The following is a 17,719-nucleotide window of genomic DNA, read 5'->3' on the forward strand; positions in this document are numbered from 1 at the left end:
TTCTGACGGCACCGCTGTCCCCCTCACTGACACGCCCGCACCTACGCCGGGAACTCGTCAGCTTCCGGCATCCCCATCTCCGCGAACATCTCGTTGGCGGCGCGCAGGTGTACCACGGCGTCCTCGTCGTTCCCCAACGCACGGAGGGAAGATCCGAGCACCTGCTCCGTCCACGCCTCCCAAACTCGTTGGCGCGTCTCACGATGCACGGGAAGGGCGCGCTTGGCGTGTTCAACTGCCTCGGCCGCGTCGCCAACGTGAAAATGGCTCTGCGCAAGGGAAGTGAGCGCTCGTGGCTCGCACAGCCGCAGCCCGTTGTCGACCGCGCACGCGAGCGCCCGGCGCCCGGCCTCCACCGCCGCGTCCCCTTCGCCGAGCGCGCGCCGCACCGCGGCGAGGCCGATCAGCGCGTCCACCGTTCCGTGCTCGTAGCCGATCTCGCCGACGATGCGCACCGCCTCCTGCTGCACGGGCAGCGCGCGTTCCGGCTCGCCGAGCTTCACGTAGGCGGAGGCGATCGTGTTCAGCGCCTCCACCTCCTTCACCCGGTTGCCCGTTCCCGCCGAGACCCGCAGCGCCGCGTTGGCGTTGGTGAGCGCGCTGCCGTAGCGGCCGAGCAGCACCTCGGTGACCGCGATCTCGTCGAGCACCGCCGCCTCGTCGTGGCTGGAGGAGATCTCCCGCCACACCGCCAGGGTGCGCTCGAAGCCCTCCAGCGCCTTGGTGAAGCGGCCCGCCTCCCGGTCGAGGATCGCGAGGTTGTGCCCGGCGACGCCTTCGACGTGCCGCACGTTCAGCTCCGCCGCGATCGCCCGGGACCGGGTGAATGTCGCGACGGCGAGGTCCACCTGGCCGATGTAGGCGTAGACCGTCCCGAGGTTGAGCATGCAGTTGGCCAGCCCGCGCGATGCGCCCAGCTCGTCCTCGATCGCCAGCCCGCGCGTCAGCAGCGGCACCGCCGTCGCCTGGTTCCCCGCCATGGCGTGGGAAACGCCCATGTTGCTCAGCACCTGCGCCTGGCCGCGCCGGTCGCCGACCTCCTGGTAGAGCGAGAGCGCCTGCCCGGAGTACTCCAGCGACTTCTCGTTGTCCCCCATGCACCAGTGCAGCATCGAGTGGCTGCGCATCAGCGCGGCCTGGCCGTGGGTGTCGTTGTCCTCCAAGCACGCGCGCAGTCCGAACTCCGCGACCAACCGCCAGTCGGCGTCGTCGCGGGTGTGCCGGAAGAAGCTCGTGAGGTACGCGGCCAGGCGCCACGCGACCCACCGTGGGCCGTTGTCCGCGGCGAAGACGATCGCCGCGATCAGGTTGGGCAGCTCGGCCTCCATCCACGCGTGGGAGTCGAGCAGTTCGGTCAGCTCCTGCCGGACGACCCGCGTGTCGTGCTCAACGGCGGGCAGGTAGTACAGCTCGGGGGTGATCAGGCTCGCCGCCAGCTCGCAGTCGACCACGTAGGAGACGAGCAGCCTTTCCCTCGCCGCGGAACGGTCGGCGGCCGCATCCTCCACTGTGGACTGTTGCTGGGCGAAGAGCCGCACGAGGTCGTGGAACTGGTACCGCCCGGGCACGTGCTCGTGCACCAGGCTCGCCGAGACCAACCTGTCGAGCAGGCTGGACGCGTGCTCGACGTGCACGTCGGCCAGCGCCGCGGCGGTGCGCGCGGTCACGTCGGGCCCGGGTTGCAGTGCCAGCGCGCGGAAGAACCGCCGGAGTTCGGTGTCCAGCGAGGTGTAGGACAGCGCGAAGGTCGCGCGGACGGCGGCCTGCTCGTCCTCCTCCACCGCGAGCACGGCCAGCCGGTCGCCCTCCCGGAGCTGGCGCACGTACTCGCTGAGCGCTGTGCGGCTCTGCCCCGCGAGGTTCGCCCCCGCGATCCGCAGCGCGAGCGGGAGATTGCCGCACAGGCTCGCCAGCTCCTCCCCCGCCGCCCGGTTGTCGGCGAACCGCCGCGTGCCGAGGAGATCGCTGAGCAGGCTCTGCGACTCGTCGGCGGCGAGCACGTCCAGGGACTCCAGCAGCGCCCCGTCGACGGCCAGCTCCCGCAAGGTGTCGCGGCTGGTGACGAGCACCGTGCAGCCGCGCTCCGCCGACAGGAACGTGCGGACCTGGTCGGCGTTGGCGACGTTGTCCAGCACCATCAACACCTTGCGCCCCGCGAGCTGGTGGCGCAGCATCTCGCCCTGCTCCGGCACGTCCAGCGGCACCTTGTCCGGTGCGACGCCGAGCGCCCGCAGGAACCGCCCCAGCACCTGCCCGGTCGACGGCGCGGTCCCGGAAGAGTAGCCGTGCAGGTTGGCGAAGAGTTGCCCATCTGGAAAGTGCTGCTTGAGGCGGTGCGCCACCCGCACGGACAGCGCGGTCTTGCCCACTCCTGGCGGACCGGACAGCACCGCCAGCCGGGGGCGTTCGTGCTCCAGCAGCTCGATCAGCTCCCGCCGTCCGACGAAGCCGGTGATGTCGGCTGGGAGCTGGTGGGGAACGACCTTCGCGGGTGCTTCGGCCGCGACGGCCGGAGCGGCGACGGCGGCGCTGCCGGTCAGAATCCCGTTGTGGAGTTCGCGCAGCTCGCGCCCTGGCGGCACGTTCAGCTCGGCGCGCAGGGTCGCGGACGCGGTCCGGAACGCCTCCAGCGCCTCGGCCTGCCGCTCGCAGCGGTACAGCGCCACCATCAGCTGGCCCCAGAACCGTTCCCGCAGCGGGTGTTCCGCGGTGAGGGCACGCAGTTCGGCGATCACTTCGCGGTGCCGCCCCAGGCGCAGGTCGACGTCCAGCCGCTGTTCGAGGGCCGCGAGCAGTTCGGCGTTGATCGCGGTGATGTCGTTGTCCGCCAAAGACTCCGAGTCGATGTCGGAGAGGACCTGGCCGCGCCACAACGCGAGCGCCTCCCGCAGCAGGCGGATCTCCTCCTCCGCGTCGCTCGCCCGCCGCGCCGCGGCCACCAGCTCGCGGAACCGGTCCAGGTCCAGGTTCACCTCGCCCGGCCGGATGACGTAGCCGCCGGCGACAGTGCTGATCACACCGTCGTCGCCGAGCAGCCGCCGCAACCGGCCGATGTGGATGTGGATGGCGTTGCGCGCCGTCGCGGGCGGCTTGTCGCCCCAGAGGACGTCGATCAGGTCGCTGGCGCCCAGCGGCTGCGGCGCGCGCAGCAGCAACCCGGCGAGCAGCGTGCGCAGCTTGGCCGCCCGGATCGGCCTGACCTCGCCGTCGACGACGACTTCGAGGGCGCCGAGCACGCGGAACTCGATGGTCATGACGCGCCGTCCCGGTCCAGCAGCGCGCGCACGGTCGCGGCGCTGTGCACGCCCATCTCGGTGTACATGGCCTCGGCCAGCCGCCACTGCTCGCGCGCCGCCTCCACCTCACCCGTCTCGTGCAGCAGCAGACCGAGCACGTGCATCGCCTCCGCCTCGCGAATCCGGATGCTGTGCTCCCGCGCCTGCTCGACGGCGGTCCGCGCGTAGGCGATGGCCTGGCCGGTGGTCTTGGCGCGCAGCCCCGTCCTGGCCAGCCCGATCGCCGCGTCCACCTCGTGCCGCACGAATCCCGCCCCCCGCGCGGCGTTCATCGCCTCGCGGTAGCTCGCCCGCGCCTGCGCCAGCTCCCCCAGCGCGAGGTGCGCGGAGCCGATGGCGATCGTCACGGCGGCGTTGCCCCACTTGTCGGTCTCGCTGACCAACTCCCGGCCCCTCAGTGCCTCGCGCATGGCGCCCGGCCCGTCGCCCTCGGTGGCCAGCAGCTCGGCGAACCCGACGTGCGCGAGCGCTTCGGCTTGGTGCAGGCCCAGCTCCGCGCAGCGCTCGATCGCCTCGCGCACCGACTCGCGCGCTCCGGTGAAGTCGCCGAGCTGGTAGCGCGCGCTCGCGAGGTTCGCCAGGTGGTTGGCGTAGCTGTCCCACGCCCCCTGCTGCTCGGCGAGCCGCATCCCGGCTTCGTGGTGCTCGGCCGCCTCGCGGAAGCGGCCCAGCTCCTGGTGGGCGAGCCCGAGGTTGCCCCTGGTGTTCGCCTCCTGGTGGCGGGCCTGGACGTCCTGGTAGATCCGCAACGCCCGGTGCAGGTGGTCGATGGCCTGGACGTTGTCGCCCAGCTCCCAGTGCACTCCGGCACAGTTGTTGAGGATGTTGCCCAGCTCCAGCGAGGAGGCGCTGTGGTCCGCGGTGGCCAGCGCCCTGTCGTACTCCGCGAGCGCCCCGCGCGGGTCACCGCTGATCCAGGTCAGGTGGGCCAGGTGCGAGTGCATGGTCGAGATCGCGCCGCTGTCCTCCACCGCGACGGCGGTGGCCAGTCCGCGCTCAGCGATCTCCCGGCAGTCCACGTTGTGCCCCTTGCTCAGCAGGTAAACCCACAGAACATCGACGAGCTGCCAGAGGTGTTCGTTCCGTCCTCTTCGCGCGGCCAGCGCGACGACCGCGCGCAGGTTCGCCCGCTCGTCCTCCATCCACCCCTCAGCACCAGTCCGGTCGCCGAACGGAACGCCGATGCGCACGCGCTCGGGGAGCTTGGCGGTGTAGGCGCGCAGGGGCAGCAGCGTCCGCGCCGTGCCCGCCGCGAAGAGGTGCCAGTCCAGCAACCGCTCGACCGCCGCGTCGATCTCCTCTGCGCGCTCTTCCGCGACCACCTGCTCCGTCGCGTAGGCCCGCAGCAGGTCGTGGAACTGGAAGCGCCCGCCCTGCTGCCGCTGCACGAGGTTCGCCGTCGCCAGCTCGTCGAGCAGCACGATCGCTCTGTCCACTGTGGAATCGATCAGCGACGCCGCCACCCACGCCGTGAAGTCCGCCCCGGGCACGAGCCCCAGGTACCGGAACACCCGCTGCGCTTCGGCCGACAACGTGGCGTAGGACATCGCGAACGCCGCGCGCACCGCAGACTGCTCGTCCCCGTCCACCGTCAGCGCCGACAGCACGTCGCCGCCGCGCACCTCGTCGACGTACGCGCGGACCGTGCACCCCTGATGCGCGATATTCGCTCCGGCGATGCGCAGGGCCAGCGGCAGGCCTCCGCACAGCCGCACCAGCTCTTCGCTCGCCTCCGGCTCGTCGCGCACCGCCCCGCCCGCGAACTCCGCGAGCAGTGCGAGCGAATCCCCTTGCGGCAGAACCAGGAGCGCGACCGCTTCGACCCGCTCGTGCTCGATCAGCTCGCGCAGCACCCCCCGGCTGGTGACCACGACCGCGCACCCACCCGTGTCCGGGATCAGTGGCCGCACCTGCTCCGCGTCGATCGCGTTGTCCAGCACCAGGAGCACTCGCCGATCGGACAGCTCCGAGCGCAGCATCGCCGACTGCTCGTCGACCGTCGCGGGGACCCTGTCCGTCGGCACCCCCAGTGCTCGGAGGAAACGCGCCAGCACCTGCCCCGGCGTCGGCCTCGCGTTGGCCGAGTACCCGTGCAGGTTGACGTGCAGTTGGCCGTCCGGGAACCGCTGCCTCAACCTGTGCGCCACCCGCACCGCGAGCGCCGTCTTGCCCACCCCGGGCGGCCCCGACACCACCACCAGCTGCGTGCCCGAGTCCAGCAGTTCCCCGATATGGCCGAGCAGTTCCTCCCGCCCGACGAAATCGCCGATGTCACCCGGAAGCTGTTGTGGCACAACCGATGTGCTTCGCGGCGCCGCGCTCGCCTGCGCCACGTCGCCGACCAGGATCGCGTGGTGCAGTGCCCGTAGCTCCGCGCTCGGCGTGGCCCCCAGGCGCTCCTTCAGCGCGGTCGCCAGGTCCCTGAACGCGATCAGCGCTTCCGCCTGCCGTTCCGAGCGGTAGAGCGCCAGCATGTACTGCCCCCAGAAGCGCTCCCTGACCGGGTGGTCCGCGACCAGCGCGCCCAGTTCGCCCACCAGCTCGCGGTGCTTTCCCAGCTCCAGGTCCGCGTCGACCCGCTGCTCCAGCACGTCGAGCAGCTCTTCGTTGAGCTGGCTGATCTCGTTTTCGTGCAAGGCGATCGACGGAACGTCCGCCAGCACCGCCCCTCGCCACAACTCCAACGCTTCGCCCAGCAGCCGCGCCCTCGTGCTCTTCGACGTCGACTTCGCCCTGCGCACCAGTTCGCGGAAGCGCACCAGGTCGATCCGCTCCGTCGCGAGCACGTAGCCCCCGCCCACCGTCGCGATCACGTCCTCGCCCAGCAACCTCCGCAGCCTCGCGATGTGCGTCTGCAAGGCGTTGCGCGCCGTCGGCGGCGGAGCGTCCCCCCACAGCACGTCCAGGAGTTCCACGGCGCTCACCGCACGCCCCGCGTGCAGCAACAGCGCCGCCAGCACCACCCGCTGCTTGCCCGCCCGCACCGGCACCACCCGGCCGTCGACCAGGACCTCCAGCGACCCGAGCACCCTGAACTCAACCGTCATCGCGCCCGCTCATCGCACCTGACCCAGCAGCTCCCGCACCTCATCGCCCTCCGGCATCCCCATCTCCGCGAACATCACCCGCGCCCGCTCCCAGTGCTCCCGCGCTCCGTCCCGATCGCCCGACACCCACAAAGCTTGCCCGATAACCCGAAGCGTCCGCGCTTCCCACACCCGGTGCCGCAACACTCGGTGCTGCGCGAGCGCTCGTTCGCCGTACTCCACCGCCCGCACCGGCTCGTCCGCCGCGATCGAGCACTCGGCGAGACTGGTCAGGGCCATCGGCTCACAGATCCTGATCTCGTTCTCCACGGCGATGTCCAACGCTTCCGAGGCCGCGTCCAAGGCTTCGGACACCCGTCCGTGTGCGAGCAGGGCCGTCGCCAGGCCGGTGAGCGACACCGCGACCCCCGGCAGGGAGGAGATGCTCCGGAACAGGTGAACGCTCTTCTTCTGCAGCAGAAGTGCGGCTTCGAGATCACCTCGCCGGTGACAGATCTGCGCGAGAGTTCCAGCGGCCTCGCCTTCTTTGATCTTGTTGCCGGTGTCCACCGCGATCGCCAGCGCCTTCTCTACATGATCAGCGGCAGTGTCGAGATCTCCCAGCAGCAGGTGCGTCAACGCGAGTTCGTCCAACGCCGCCGCCAGGCCATGACGAGCAGCGACATCGCTCCACACCTCGCAAGCCCGCTCGAGCAGCCGGCGAGATTCCTCCAACCGACCATCCTCGCGCGCCATCAGGCCGAGATTGCTCGCTGCGATCCCCTGAATGTGCAGAACACCGTGCTCTGCCGCCAGTTCGAGCGACGCTTCAAGACTGTCCCGGGCCCGGTCGATCTCCCCAGCATGCGCGTAAGCGGCCCCGAGACTCGCCAACACATTGCTCAGCTCCGGCTTCTTCTCGAGTTCACGATTGATTCGTTCCGCCACCAAGAACGAATTGATCGCGTCCTTCTGCCTGCCGAGCATGGCCTGAGAAACCCCTATCGAGGCGCAGCTGTGCGCCTCGCCTTCTCTGTCGCCAAAATTGCGATAGATCGGCAGTGCTCGCTGGTGCAGCTCAATGCTCTTCTCTGGCTCGAAAGTCGCCCAGTTGAAGATCCCCAACGCCGTGAGCACGAACGCTCTTCCGTGCTCGTCCGGTGACGCCGCAACGCCAGCTTGACCATGCTCCAGGAACGCCAACCACTCCGAGTTGTACCGCCGATGCCGCAGGTAGCTCGTCATCGAGAAGGCGAGCTTCCATGACATCTCCGCAGGTCCGAGCTCGACCGCACTACGAGCGACGGCGATCAGGTTCAGCCGCTCCTCGTCCAACCAGGCGAGGGCTTCCGCCGCCGAAGCCGGGACGAACACCAGTTCTGGCCGAGACTCGAAGCCGAGCGGTGAAACACGGATTTCGGGATTCAGCACCTCAGCTGCAGCGTTGACCGACGCCAGGTACGCGTCGAAAAGCGTTCTCCGCTGAGCCGAGGAAGCCACCTCACCCTCGAACAACGAGTACATCTCGCGAGAGAACAAGCGGATCAGGTCATGGAACTGATAGCGGCCGGGCCGATGCTCGTGCACGAGATTCACGACGGCCAGCCTGTCCAGAGCCGACGCCGCACGCCCACGATCCAGACTCGTCAACGCCGCAGCGGCCCATGCCGTGAAGTCCGCACCCGGGACCAGCGCAAGTGAGTTGAACAACTGCCTGCACTCGTCGTCGAGCACACCGTAGGACAGTTCGAGCGTCGCTCTGACCGCTGCCTGAGTGTCACCTTCGATCGAGAGAGCCGTCAGCAGATCACCGGACTTCAACTGCCCCACGTACTCTTCGACGCCGACGGCTTGAAAGGCGAGGTTGGCACCGGCGACACGGAGAGCGAGAGGAAGCCCGCAGCACAACGACGCCAACTCCCGAGCTGCGCGATTCTCCGGCCCAGGCCACTCACCGGCAAGTTCTCGGAGAAGCCGCAGTGAGTCCTCGATCTCCAGGACGGGCAGCGAGATGGTTCGCGCCGCAGCCGATTCGGCCAGCTTCCGCAGCTCGTTCCTGCTGGTGATCAACACAGAGCAGCCGGCAAGCGCGTCGAGCAGCGACAGAACCTGTTCGTCGTCCGCCGCATTGTCCAAGACCACGAGCACGCGCCGCGAAGCCAACTCTTCGCGGAGCTTGGCGACCTGCTCGTCGACGTCCGTCGGAACTGCCTGCGGAGCTGTGCCCAGCGCACGCAGGAACCGCGACACGACCTGTTCCACGCTCGGCGCGATACCAGCGGAGTAGCCGTGCAGGTTCACATGGAGCTGCCCGTCAGGGAACCGCTTGGCCACCCTGTGCCCCACCCGAACAGCGAACGCCGACTTGCCAACCCCAGGCGGGCCGGAAACCGCGAGAACACGCGCGCGAGTGGACATCGGATCAAAGAGCCCCACAACGTGATCCAGCAACTCCGCTCTTCCCACGAAGTCGCCGAGATCAGCAGGGAGTTGCTGCGGCACCACGCGCACTTCCGCATCGGGCTGCCGGACTTCGATCTCCCCCAACAACATCGCTCGATGAAGTGCCCGCAGCTCCGCACCGTTGACCGAGCCGAGGCAACGAGCGGCTTCGCGGAACGCGCCGAGCGCCTCCGCCTGCCGACCGCAGCGGTACAGCGCGAGCATCAGCTGCGCCCAGAAGCGCTCACGAAACGGGTGCTCGTTCGTCAACGCGCGCAGTTCACCAACCACCACGCCGTGTTTCCCGAGCTCCAGTTCGGCGTCGATTCGCTGTTCGAGCACTCCCAGGAACTCGGTCTCCAAGGCTGGGAACTCGGTGTCGCGCAGCGAACTGGACGGCACATCCAGCAAGGACTGTCCTCGCCACAGGTCGGTCGCCCGACGAAGCAGATCGGCCTTCACGTCAACGGCTTGTTCTGATGCCCGTTCGACGAGTTCGCGGAAGAGGAGCAAGTCCACCTGGTTCGTTCGCACGTCGATGCGGTAGCCGCTGTCCAGCGTTCGGATCAGATCAGGAACACCCAGAGCGCGCCGGAGTCGCGCCACATGAGTTTGCACCGCGTTATGCGCGTCCTTCGGCGCATCGCGTTCCCACAGATAGTCGATCAGCTGTTTCGTGCGCACCCACCGACCAGCATTGAAGAGCAACGCCGCGAGCACGACTCGCTGCTTCGAGGCATTGAGCGGCACGACCACGCCGTCGACGACGACCTCAAGCGATCCGAGCACCTTGAACTCGACGGTCATCGCGCAACACCTCGCGCGCAGTGCACAGCTGTCCTCATGCCTGTCCCCCTCGCCTCGCGACACGCCGACCGCGAGATCTCTCCCCAGAGTCGCGGCGGCCTCTTCACGCACACCTCTATTACATGGCGGTGTCCTGAGCATCGTGCCTGGTGAGGCGCTACGACGGGGAGTAGGCGTTCTTTGGGGCATTGACCAGAACGAGGCAGCAAAACCGCCCCGCTCAGGCGACCCCCTGTTATCGCCCTGTCACCAGGTGCCACTAACGTGTCTCGCACCACAGGGGCAACCTGCCCATAGTGACGAACGTCCCCTTACCGGCCGTCCCGCGCTCGGCGGCCGGACTCCCGGCGTTCATCACCGGTCCATCCCGAGCGCTTAGCGTCCGAGCTGTCGACGCCGTTCGAGGAGGTGGCCGTGCAGGCATTCCGTCGCATCGCGGTTCTAGTGCTGACGATCGCCGGAGTGCTCGCGAGCGCCACTGCGCCAAGCATCGCCGCGCCGCGCGTCAAGCCGCTCGCACAGGCGCACGCGCACAACGACTACGAGCACAAGCGCCCGCTGTTCGATGCGCTGGACAACGGCTTCACCAGCGTTGAAGCCGATATCTACCTCGTGAAGGGCGCCCTGCTCGTCGGGCACGACGTCGGTGACCTGCGGCCAGATCGGACGCTTCAGTCTCTGTACCTGGAGCCGCTGCGCAAGCGCGTGCTCGACAACCACGGCAAGGTCCACGCTGGCCGCCCCGGTTTGTTCCAGCTGCTCATCGACCTCAAGAACACCGGCGCGGCCACGTACACCGAGCTGGACAAGGTCCTGCGCTCCCCGCGCTACGCGTTCATGTTCAGCCAGTACGTCTCCGGCAGGGTCGTTCGCGGCGCCGTTGACGTGGTGGTTTCCGGGGACCGGCCGCGAGAGCTGATGAGCGGCCAGCGCCACCGCTTCGCTTTCTACGACGGGCGGATGACCGACCCGGCGGACCTCGGCCCCGGCGCGGACGCCAAGCTCGCCGCCCTGGTCTCCGACAACTGGACGAAGTTGTTCACCTGGAACGGCACCGGGCCGATGCCCGCGGCGGAGAAGGCGAAGCTCCGGGACATCGTGGCCAAGGCGCACCAGGCCGGGCAGCGGGTGCGCTTCTGGGCGACACCGGACGCGCCGGGCCCGCAACGCGAAGCGATTTGGCGAGAACTCGTCACCTTTGAGGTGGATCACCTCAACACCGACGACCTGAGCGGACTGCGAGCGTTCCTCACGAGGGGCTGAGCGGAGGTGTACTCCTTGCCCCTCATGGGCCTTCACCCACGTGACCCAGAACTCACCGTCGGTAATTGATCCCGGGTGGGAAACGCCCCGGTAACGGTGCCTCAAGCTGGTTAAACCAGTCGCATCGCTGAATCCCCCCTCGGCGTTACCGTGACGACGGTCACACCCCGAGACGTTTGGGTTGGCCCCAGCGGTTACGTACGGTCGCTTCTCGGTTGGCCCCGAAACCCAACCGACGCAGTGCCGGAGACCTGACGCGCCAAATCCTGTCCAACAGGTCCCCGGTCAACGACCCCGAGCGGAAAGCACTTCTGGACAGGAGCGAGAGAGCACTCCGGGCGTCCCGAGCGCCCTAGGGGTGAAGCCGGTCCCCCGGACCGGCCGGGCACTCCCCGACAGGGCCCGAACCCGACAGCTCGCCCGCAGGTGCGGTAGGAGAGAGAGAAATGACTTCTTACCGAGGCAAGCACCGCAAGCAGTCCACCACCGGTCGCAACGTGGCTCGCCTGGCTGTCGCCGGCGCCGTGGCCGCAGCGCCATTCGTCGTGACCGCAGGCACCGCCTCGGCCGCCCCCAACTGGGAAGCCCTCGCCAAGTGCGAGAGCGGCGGCAACGCCAGCATCAACACCGGTAACGGCTACTACGGTGCCTACCAGTTCGACAGCGGCACCTGGCGCGCGAACGGCGGCGGGCAGTACGCGGCCAACGCCCACCAGGCCACCCTGGCCCAGCAGACTGAGATCGCCCAGCGGCTTTACAACGCGCGCGGCTCGAAGCCGTGGCCGCACTGCTCCAAGAAGACCGGCTGGGCGAACGGCGGCGGTGGCGGCGGTGCCGTCAAGTCCAAGCCCGTTTCCAAGGTGACCAAGAAGGCTGCTCCGAAGCCGGCCGCGACCCCCGCGCCCGCCGCTGCTCCGGTGCAGACCAAGAACGGTGCCGACTACACCGTTGCCGCTGGCGACACGCTGTCCAAGATCGCCTCGGCGCAGAACGTCGAGGGCGGCTGGCAGGCCGTGTTCGAGCGCAACAAGGACGTCATCAAGGACGCGAACCTCATCTTCGTCGGGCAGCAGCTCGACCTGAAGTGACGTTTGTCCTGGTGAAAGGCCCCGACCAGCGATGGTCGGGGCCTTTCGCACGTCCGAGAACCCGCTAGGGGCAGTTGACCCATTCCTCGGTGCCGTCGTCGAAGAGCTGGCGCTTCCAGATGGGCAGCCGTAGCTTGACCTCATCGACGAGATCAGCGCACGCGACGAACGCCTCACGGCGGTGGGCGGCCGAGACCGCGCACGCCAGGGCCGAGTCGCCGATGTCGAGATCGCCGATGCGGTGGCTGACCGCGAGCGCGTGGACCTTCGGGTGCCGCGCGGCCACGTCGGCGGCGACCTCGGCGATCACCGTCGAAGCGCTCGGATGACCCGAGTACTCCAGCTCGCGCACTCCGCGGCCCCCGTCGTGGTCGCGGACGACGCCGGAGAACGTGACAACGGCGCCCGCGACGCGGCTCTCCACCAGAGCGGCGTGCTCGGCGACGTCCAAAGGCGTCTCTGTCACCACCGCGCGCAGCACCTGAGCCGCGGAGCCAGACACCGGAGCGTGGTCGCCGCCGCGAATCTGGTCGACGGCGTGGTCGAGCACGCCGTCGAGCACCGCCAGGCCGTCACGCACCCCACCGGTCGAGCCGGGCAGGTTGACCACGAGGGTCCGGCCAGCGACCCCGGCGACGCCACGGGACAGCACGGCGGTCGGCACCTTCGGCAAGCCCTGAGCGCGGATGGCGTCCGCGAGGCCGGGGATCTCGTAGTCCAGCACTGAGCGCGTCGCCTCTGGCGTGCCATCGGTCGGCGAAATGCCGGTGCCGCCGGTGGTGACCACGACCTCCACCCCGTCGGCCACAGCCGCGCGGAGCGCGATGGCGACCGGATCACCGTCCGGGACGACGACGGGCGCGGGGACCTCGTAGCCCTTGGCGCTCAGCCAGGACTCGATGACCGGCCCGGTCTTGTCGGCGTAGACGCCGGCCGAGGCGCGGTTCGACGCCACGACCACCCGAGCCGTCCGCGTGCTCATCGGTCCTCCGGACGGGTCCACAGGCCGGTCTTGCCGCCTTCCTTGCGCTCGACGCGCACGCCGTCGAGGGTCGCGGCGGGGTCGACGGCCTTCACCATGTCGTGCAGCGTGAGACCGGCGACGGTGACCGCGGTCAACGCCTCCATCTCGACGCCGGTGCGGTCGGTGGTGCGCACGGTGGCGGTGATCCGGACCTCGGAGCCCTCCGCGTGCAGGTCGAGCACCACGCCGGACAGCGCGATCGGATGGCACAGCGGCACGAGGTCGGGGGTGCGCTTGGCACCCATGATCCCGGCGATCCTCGCGGTGGCCAGCGCGTCGCCCTTGGGCAAGCCGTCCCTGCGCAGCAGCGAGACGACCTCCTCGGTGGTGCGCAGGACGCCCGTGGCGACCGCGAGCCGCGCACCCGCCTGCTTGCCGGACACGTCGACCATCCGGGCCGCCCCGGCCGAGTCGACGTGGGTCAGCTCCTCCGCCACGCCGGGCTAGCCCTTCGCGCGGATCGCGGCGGCGCGGACGGCCTCGGCGACGGCCGGAGCCACCGCGTTGTCGAACACGCTCGGCACGATGAACGAGGCGTTGATCTGGCTCGGTTCGACCACGTCCGCGATGGCGTTCGCAGCGGCGACGAGCATGTCGTCGGTGATCGTGTGCGCGTGGGCGTCGAGCAGTCCGCGGAAGACGCCGGGGAAGGCCAGCACGTTGTTGATCTGGTTCGGGTAGTCGCTGCGGCCCGTGGCCACGACGGCCGCGTGCTTCTGCGCTTCCAGCGGGTCGATCTCCGGGTCCGGGTTGGCCAGCGCGAAGACGATGGCGTTCTCCGCCATGGTCGCGACCTGCTCCTCGCCGAAGAGGTTGGGGGCCGAGACGCCGATGAAGACGTCCGCGCCGACCAGCGCCTCGTGCAGGGTGCCGCTCATCTTCCGCGCGTTGGTGTTCTCCGCGATCCAGCGCAGGTTCTCGTCGACGAGGCCCTCGCGCTCGGTGTGCACGATGCCGTCGATGTCCACCGCGACGATGTCGCCGGGCTTCTGCTTGAGCAGCAGGCGGATGATCGCCGAACCGGCCGCGCCGACGCCGCAGACGGCGATCCGGCAGTCCTCGATGTCCTTGCCGACCACGCGCAGGGCGTTGCGCAGCGCGGCGAGCACCACGATGGCGGTGCCGTGCTGGTCGTCGTGGAAGACCGGGATGTCCAGCTTCTCGCGCAGCCTGGCCTCGATCTCGAAGCAGCGCGGAGCGGCGATGTCCTCGAGGTTGATGCCGCCGTAGACCGGGGCGATCAGCTCGACCGTGCGGATGATCTCCTCGGTGTCCTGGGTGTCCAGGCAGATCGGCCAGGCGTCGACGCCGGCGAACTTCTTGAACAGCACCGCCTTGCCCTCCATCACCGGGAGGGCGGCGGCCGGGCCGAGGTTGCCGAGGCCGAGCACGGCGGAGCCGTCGGTGACCACGGCGACGGTGTTGCGCTTGATGGTCAGCCTGCGCGCGTCCTCCGGGTTGGCCGCGATGGCCTGGCAGACCCGGGCGACACCGGGCGTGTAGGCCCGGGACAGGTCGTCCCGGTTGCGCAGCGCGACCTTGGAGGAGATCTCCAGCTTGCCGCCGAGGTGCATCAGGAACGTGCGGTCGGAGATCTTGCGGACCTTCACGCCCGGCAGCACCGACAGCGCGTCGGTGATCACGGTGGCGTGGTCACCGGAGAGCGTGTTGCAGGTGATGTCCACGACGACGCGGTCGGAGTGCGACTCGACGACGTCGAAGGCCGTGATCACACCGCCGACCTTGCCGATGGAGCTGGTGAGGTCACCAGCGGCGCTCGCCGACGGCGGCGCCTCGACACGCACGGTGATCGAATATCCCGGCCCCGGAACCGGCATTGCACCCTCCCCGGTCAGTGCTGCTCAGCGGTGCGCACAGCCTAGACCTCGGAGGAATCCGGTACGCGCACGGCTCGGAAAGCCGGGGAGGGGTGGTCGGCCTACTTGTTGATGACCGTGACCGGGTGCTCGTAGTGCACGTCCTCGGCGGGGAAGGTGACCTCGCCGAACGGGGACTGCGCGCCCTGGGTGTGGCTGGCGAGCTCGCTGACCGGGTGGTGCCCGTCTGCGGTCTCACCGGGCCAGGTCGGGTCGATGCGCTCGGGGCGGCGGGCGGCCTTGGCCACGGCTCCTCCTCTACTCGGGAAATACCCGCTCAGTGTGCCTGATCGCATGTGGGCTCGGCGCGCGGCCATAGGCAGTGAATTCCCCGGCATATAACGTGGGACCGATGTCCGGTCACTCTCTCGTCGACTGGCTGCGCACGCAGGACGAGCAGGTTCTCGTCGAGCTGCTGCGGGCGCGCCCGGACCTGGCGACCCCGCCCCCCGCCGACACCAGCGTGCTGGCGACCAGAGCTGGCATGCGCGCGTCGGTGGTGCGCGCGTGCGAGGACCTGGACGCCTTCACCCGCACCGTGCTCGACGCACTGGCGATAGCCGGGGCCGACACCGAGCCGCAGCCGGTGACCAGGATCAACCGATTGATGGGCAAGGGCGTGCCCGCGGCGCGCACCAAGGAGGCCGTGCAGCGGCTGCGCGAGCTGGCCGTGGCGTGGGGGCCGGACACCGCGCTCAGCATCGTGCCCGCCGCCGCGGAGGTCATCTCGCAGTTCCCCGGCAACCTCGGCCGCGCGGTCCCCCAGCTCGACGAGGTGGACCTGCCGGAGGCGCTGGCGAAACTGGACCCCGCCGAGCGCAGGCTGCTGGAGACGCTCGCGGCCGGGCCGCCGATCGGTCGGACGAAGGACGCCGGGCGAGCCGTGCCGCTGGAGCGCGCGGAGAACCCGGTGCAGAGCCTGATGGCGCGCGGTCTGCTGCTGCGCAGGGACAACGAGACGGTGGAGCTGCCCCGCCAGCTCGGCCTGCTGCTGCGCGGCGACCGGCCGATGGGCCAGGTGCAGGTCTCGCAGCCGGAGCTGCGGGTCACCGGTCGCGGAGTGTCCACTGTGGACTCCACTGCGGCCGGTGCCGCACTGGAACTGTTGCGGCACCTGGAAGGCCTGATCGCGCTCTGGTCGTCCGAGCCGCCGGGCGTGCTGCGCGCGGGCGGGCTCGGCGTGCGCGAGCTGCGCCGCGTGGCCAAGGAGCTGGAGATCGACGAGGAGCGGGCGACGCTGCTCGTCGAGCTGGCGGTGGACGCCGGGCTCATCGACACCAGCGGCGGCGGCGAGCCGGAGTGGGTCCCGACCACGCACGTCGAGCCCTTCCTGGCCGCCGCGCCGGACCAGCAGTGGGCGACGCTGGCGGTGGGCTGGCTGGAGCTGCCGAGGCTGCCCGCGCTCGCCGGACGCCGGGACGAGCGCGACAAGCTGCTCAGCCCGCTCTCCAACGAGCTCCGCCGCCCGAACGCGGTGCGCGAGCGGCACCGGGTGCTCGGCGTGCTCGCGGAGCTGCCAGCCGGCTCCTGCGTCGGCGACGTCGAGGACCTCGTCGCTGCGCTGGCCTGGCGCGCGCCCGCCCGGGGTGGGCGGATGCGCGACGACCTCGTGCGCTGGATCGTGGCCGAGGCGACCGCGCTCGGCATCGTCGCGCTCGGCGGCCTGTCGACGGCCGGGGCGACGCTGCTCAACGAGGGCCCCGGTGAAGCCGCCAAGCGGATGCTGGACTCGCTGCCCGAGCCGATCGACCACGTCCTCGTCCAGGCGGACCTGACGGTGGTGGCGCCCGGCAGGCTCGAACCGGAGCTCGCGGCGGACATCGCGGCGGTCGCGGACGTGGAGTCGGCGGGCGGCGCGACCGTCTACCGGATCACCGAGAAGACGGTGCGGCGGGCGCTGGACGCCGGGCGCACGGCGGCGGAGCTGCACGAGCTGTTCGCGAAGCGTTCGCGCACACCGATCCCGCAGTCGCTGAGCTACCTGATCGACGACATCTCCAGGAAGCACGGGCAGCTGCGCGGCGGCCCGGCCGGATCCTTCCTGCGCTGCGACGACCCCGCGCTGATCGCCGAGGTCCTGGCCAACCCGGACATCGCGCGGCTGGAGCTGCGCCGGATCGCGCCGACGGTGCTGGTCAGTCCGCTGGCGCTGATCGAGGTGCTCGAAGGGCTGCGCGAGAGCGGCTACGCGCCCGCGGCGGAGGGACCGGACGGCGCCGTCGTCGACCTGCGCCCGGCGGGGCACCGCATCCCCGGCAGGCCGCAGGGCGCGCGGCGGCTGTTCTCCCCCGCTCGCCCGAGCGGGGAGCAGCTGGCCTCGGTGGTGCGGCAGATCCAGGCGGGCGACCGGGCGGCGGACGCGCCGCGCGGGGCGGCCGTGTCCACCTCGGTGCTCGGGACGGCGGCCACGATGGCTCTGCTGCAGAAGGCGGCGGACGAGGGCCGGATGGTGTGGATCGGCGTCGTGGACTCGCACGGCACCGCGAGCCAGCAGATCGTCACGCCGGTGCGCGTCGCGGGAGGTGTGCTCGACGCCTTCGACGCCGTGGTCGACATGGTGCGCCGATTCCCCCTGCACCGGATCACCTCGACGGCGCTGGTGGAGGACTGACCGGCTGCTCGGTGATCATCGTCCACTTTGGAGTGACGCCGCCCGGGTCGAAACTTCTCTAGTTATCAACGCTCCGGCAGTGTCCACAGTGGACTTAATACGTGTCATTCATGCCATTAGCTGGCACAACCGGGTAGTTGCCCGACGTCCCTCCATTGTGGTCGGTCTGTACCCGTTGTGATGCCCCGTTCAGCCCTAACGTGGTGGGTGGCTGCGCTCACTCGCCCCACACGGGTGCCGCACGCCGGAATCGGACAGTGCCCGGCTGTGCCCTCGTGGCCCGGC

General features: G+C 69.9%; 10 protein-coding genes. 3 read left to right on the forward strand and 7 right to left on the reverse strand.

The window, feature by feature from the left end; genetic code table 11:
• Positions 1–41: 41 nt before the first annotated feature.
• The 3 genes from CCN37_RS19995 to CCN37_RS20005 are packed head-to-tail and all read right to left on the reverse strand — an operon-like array spanning position 42 to position 9,571.
• On the reverse strand, positions 42–3,254 hold the full coding sequence (locus tag CCN37_RS19995) for an AfsR/SARP family transcriptional regulator (RefSeq protein WP_086823221.1): 3,213 nt from the start codon (positions 3,252–3,254) through the stop codon (positions 42–44).
• Positions 3,251–6,343, reverse strand: a complete 3,093-nt coding sequence (locus tag CCN37_RS20000) for a BTAD domain-containing putative transcriptional regulator (protein WP_086823222.1) — start codon at positions 6,341–6,343, stop codon at positions 3,251–3,253. Before CCN37_RS20000 ends, CCN37_RS19995 begins: the two co-directional genes overlap by 4 nt.
• Before the next feature lie 9 nt (positions 6,344–6,352).
• Positions 6,353–9,571 (reverse strand): tetratricopeptide repeat protein, encoded by a 3,219-nt coding sequence (locus CCN37_RS20005; RefSeq protein WP_168200755.1) that lies wholly within the window; start codon positions 9,569–9,571, stop codon positions 6,353–6,355.
• Positions 9,572–9,985: 414 nt separating this feature from the next.
• On the opposite strand from CCN37_RS20005, the gene CCN37_RS20010 reads away from it, so the two are divergent.
• Together CCN37_RS20010 and CCN37_RS20015 are read left to right on the forward strand one after the other, a co-directional pair.
• The gene (locus CCN37_RS20010) at positions 9,986–10,834 is read left to right on the forward strand and encodes a phosphatidylinositol-specific phospholipase C/glycerophosphodiester phosphodiesterase family protein (RefSeq protein WP_086823397.1); all 849 of its coding nucleotides are present in this window, start codon (positions 9,986–9,988) and stop codon (positions 10,832–10,834) included.
• A gap of 446 nt (positions 10,835–11,280) precedes the next feature.
• Positions 11,281–11,922 carry a transglycosylase family protein gene (locus CCN37_RS20015; RefSeq protein WP_086823225.1) on the forward strand — a complete coding sequence of 214 codons (642 nt, stop codon included), beginning with the start codon at positions 11,281–11,283 and terminating at the stop codon, positions 11,920–11,922.
• 64 nt (positions 11,923–11,986) lie between these two features.
• Here CCN37_RS20015 and CCN37_RS20020 read toward each other — a convergent pair whose 3' ends face one another.
• The 4 genes from CCN37_RS20020 to CCN37_RS20035 all read right to left on the reverse strand — a co-directional run bounded on the left by CCN37_RS20020 (position 11,987) and on the right by CCN37_RS20035 (position 15,071).
• Positions 11,987–12,904 (reverse strand): molybdenum cofactor biosynthesis protein MoaE, encoded by a 918-nt coding sequence (locus tag CCN37_RS20020; protein WP_086823399.1) that lies wholly within the window; start codon positions 12,902–12,904, stop codon positions 11,987–11,989.
• Entirely contained in the window at positions 12,901–13,383 is a 483-nt protein-coding gene (gene moaC, locus CCN37_RS20025; protein WP_086823227.1) for a cyclic pyranopterin monophosphate synthase MoaC, read from the reverse strand. The genes CCN37_RS20020 and moaC overlap by 4 nt, the downstream gene beginning before the upstream one ends.
• Positions 13,384–13,389: 6 nt before the next feature.
• Positions 13,390–14,784 (reverse strand): NAD-dependent malic enzyme, encoded by a 1,395-nt coding sequence (locus CCN37_RS20030; RefSeq protein WP_086823229.1) that lies wholly within the window; start codon positions 14,782–14,784, stop codon positions 13,390–13,392.
• Between the two features lie 101 nt (positions 14,785–14,885).
• Complete coding sequence (locus CCN37_RS20035; protein ID WP_086823231.1) at positions 14,886–15,071, reverse strand: hypothetical protein; 186 nt, start codon at positions 15,069–15,071, stop codon at positions 14,886–14,888.
• Positions 15,072–15,175: 104 nt separating this feature from the next.
• On the opposite strand from CCN37_RS20035, the gene CCN37_RS20040 reads away from it, so the two are divergent.
• Positions 15,176–17,434 carry a helicase-associated domain-containing protein gene (locus tag CCN37_RS20040; protein ID WP_086823233.1) on the forward strand — a complete coding sequence of 753 codons (2,259 nt, stop codon included), beginning with the start codon at positions 15,176–15,178 and terminating at the stop codon, positions 17,432–17,434.
• Positions 17,435–17,719 lie beyond the last annotated feature (285 nt).

It is taken from the genome of Allokutzneria sp. NRRL B-24872 (assembly GCF_002155965.1).
Taxonomy (GTDB): domain Bacteria; phylum Actinomycetota; class Actinomycetes; order Mycobacteriales; family Pseudonocardiaceae; genus Allokutzneria.

What these genes read in the sequence shown, in the direction of transcription:
- CCN37_RS19995 (WP_086823221.1), bottom strand. Translation starts at nt 3,254, where the DNA reads ATGACCATCGAGTTCCGCGTGCTCGGCGCCCTCGAAGTCGTCGTCGAC.
- CCN37_RS20000 (WP_086823222.1), bottom strand. Translation starts at nt 6,343, where the DNA reads ATGACGGTTGAGTTCAGGGTGCTCGGGTCGCTGGAGGTCCTGGTCGAC.
- CCN37_RS20005 (WP_168200755.1), bottom strand. Translation starts at nt 9,571, where the DNA reads ATGACCGTCGAGTTCAAGGTGCTCGGATCGCTTGAGGTCGTCGTCGAC.
- CCN37_RS20015 (WP_086823225.1), top strand. Translation starts at nt 11,281, where the DNA reads ATGACTTCTTACCGAGGCAAGCACCGCAAGCAGTCCACCACCGGTCGC.
- CCN37_RS20020 (WP_086823399.1), bottom strand. Translation starts at nt 12,904, where the DNA reads ATGAGCACGCGGACGGCTCGGGTGGTCGTGGCGTCGAACCGCGCCTCG.
- CCN37_RS20030 (WP_086823229.1), bottom strand. Translation starts at nt 14,784, where the DNA reads ATGCCGGTTCCGGGGCCGGGATATTCGATCACCGTGCGTGTCGAGGCG.
- CCN37_RS20040 (WP_086823233.1), top strand. Translation starts at nt 15,176, where the DNA reads ATGTCCGGTCACTCTCTCGTCGACTGGCTGCGCACGCAGGACGAGCAG.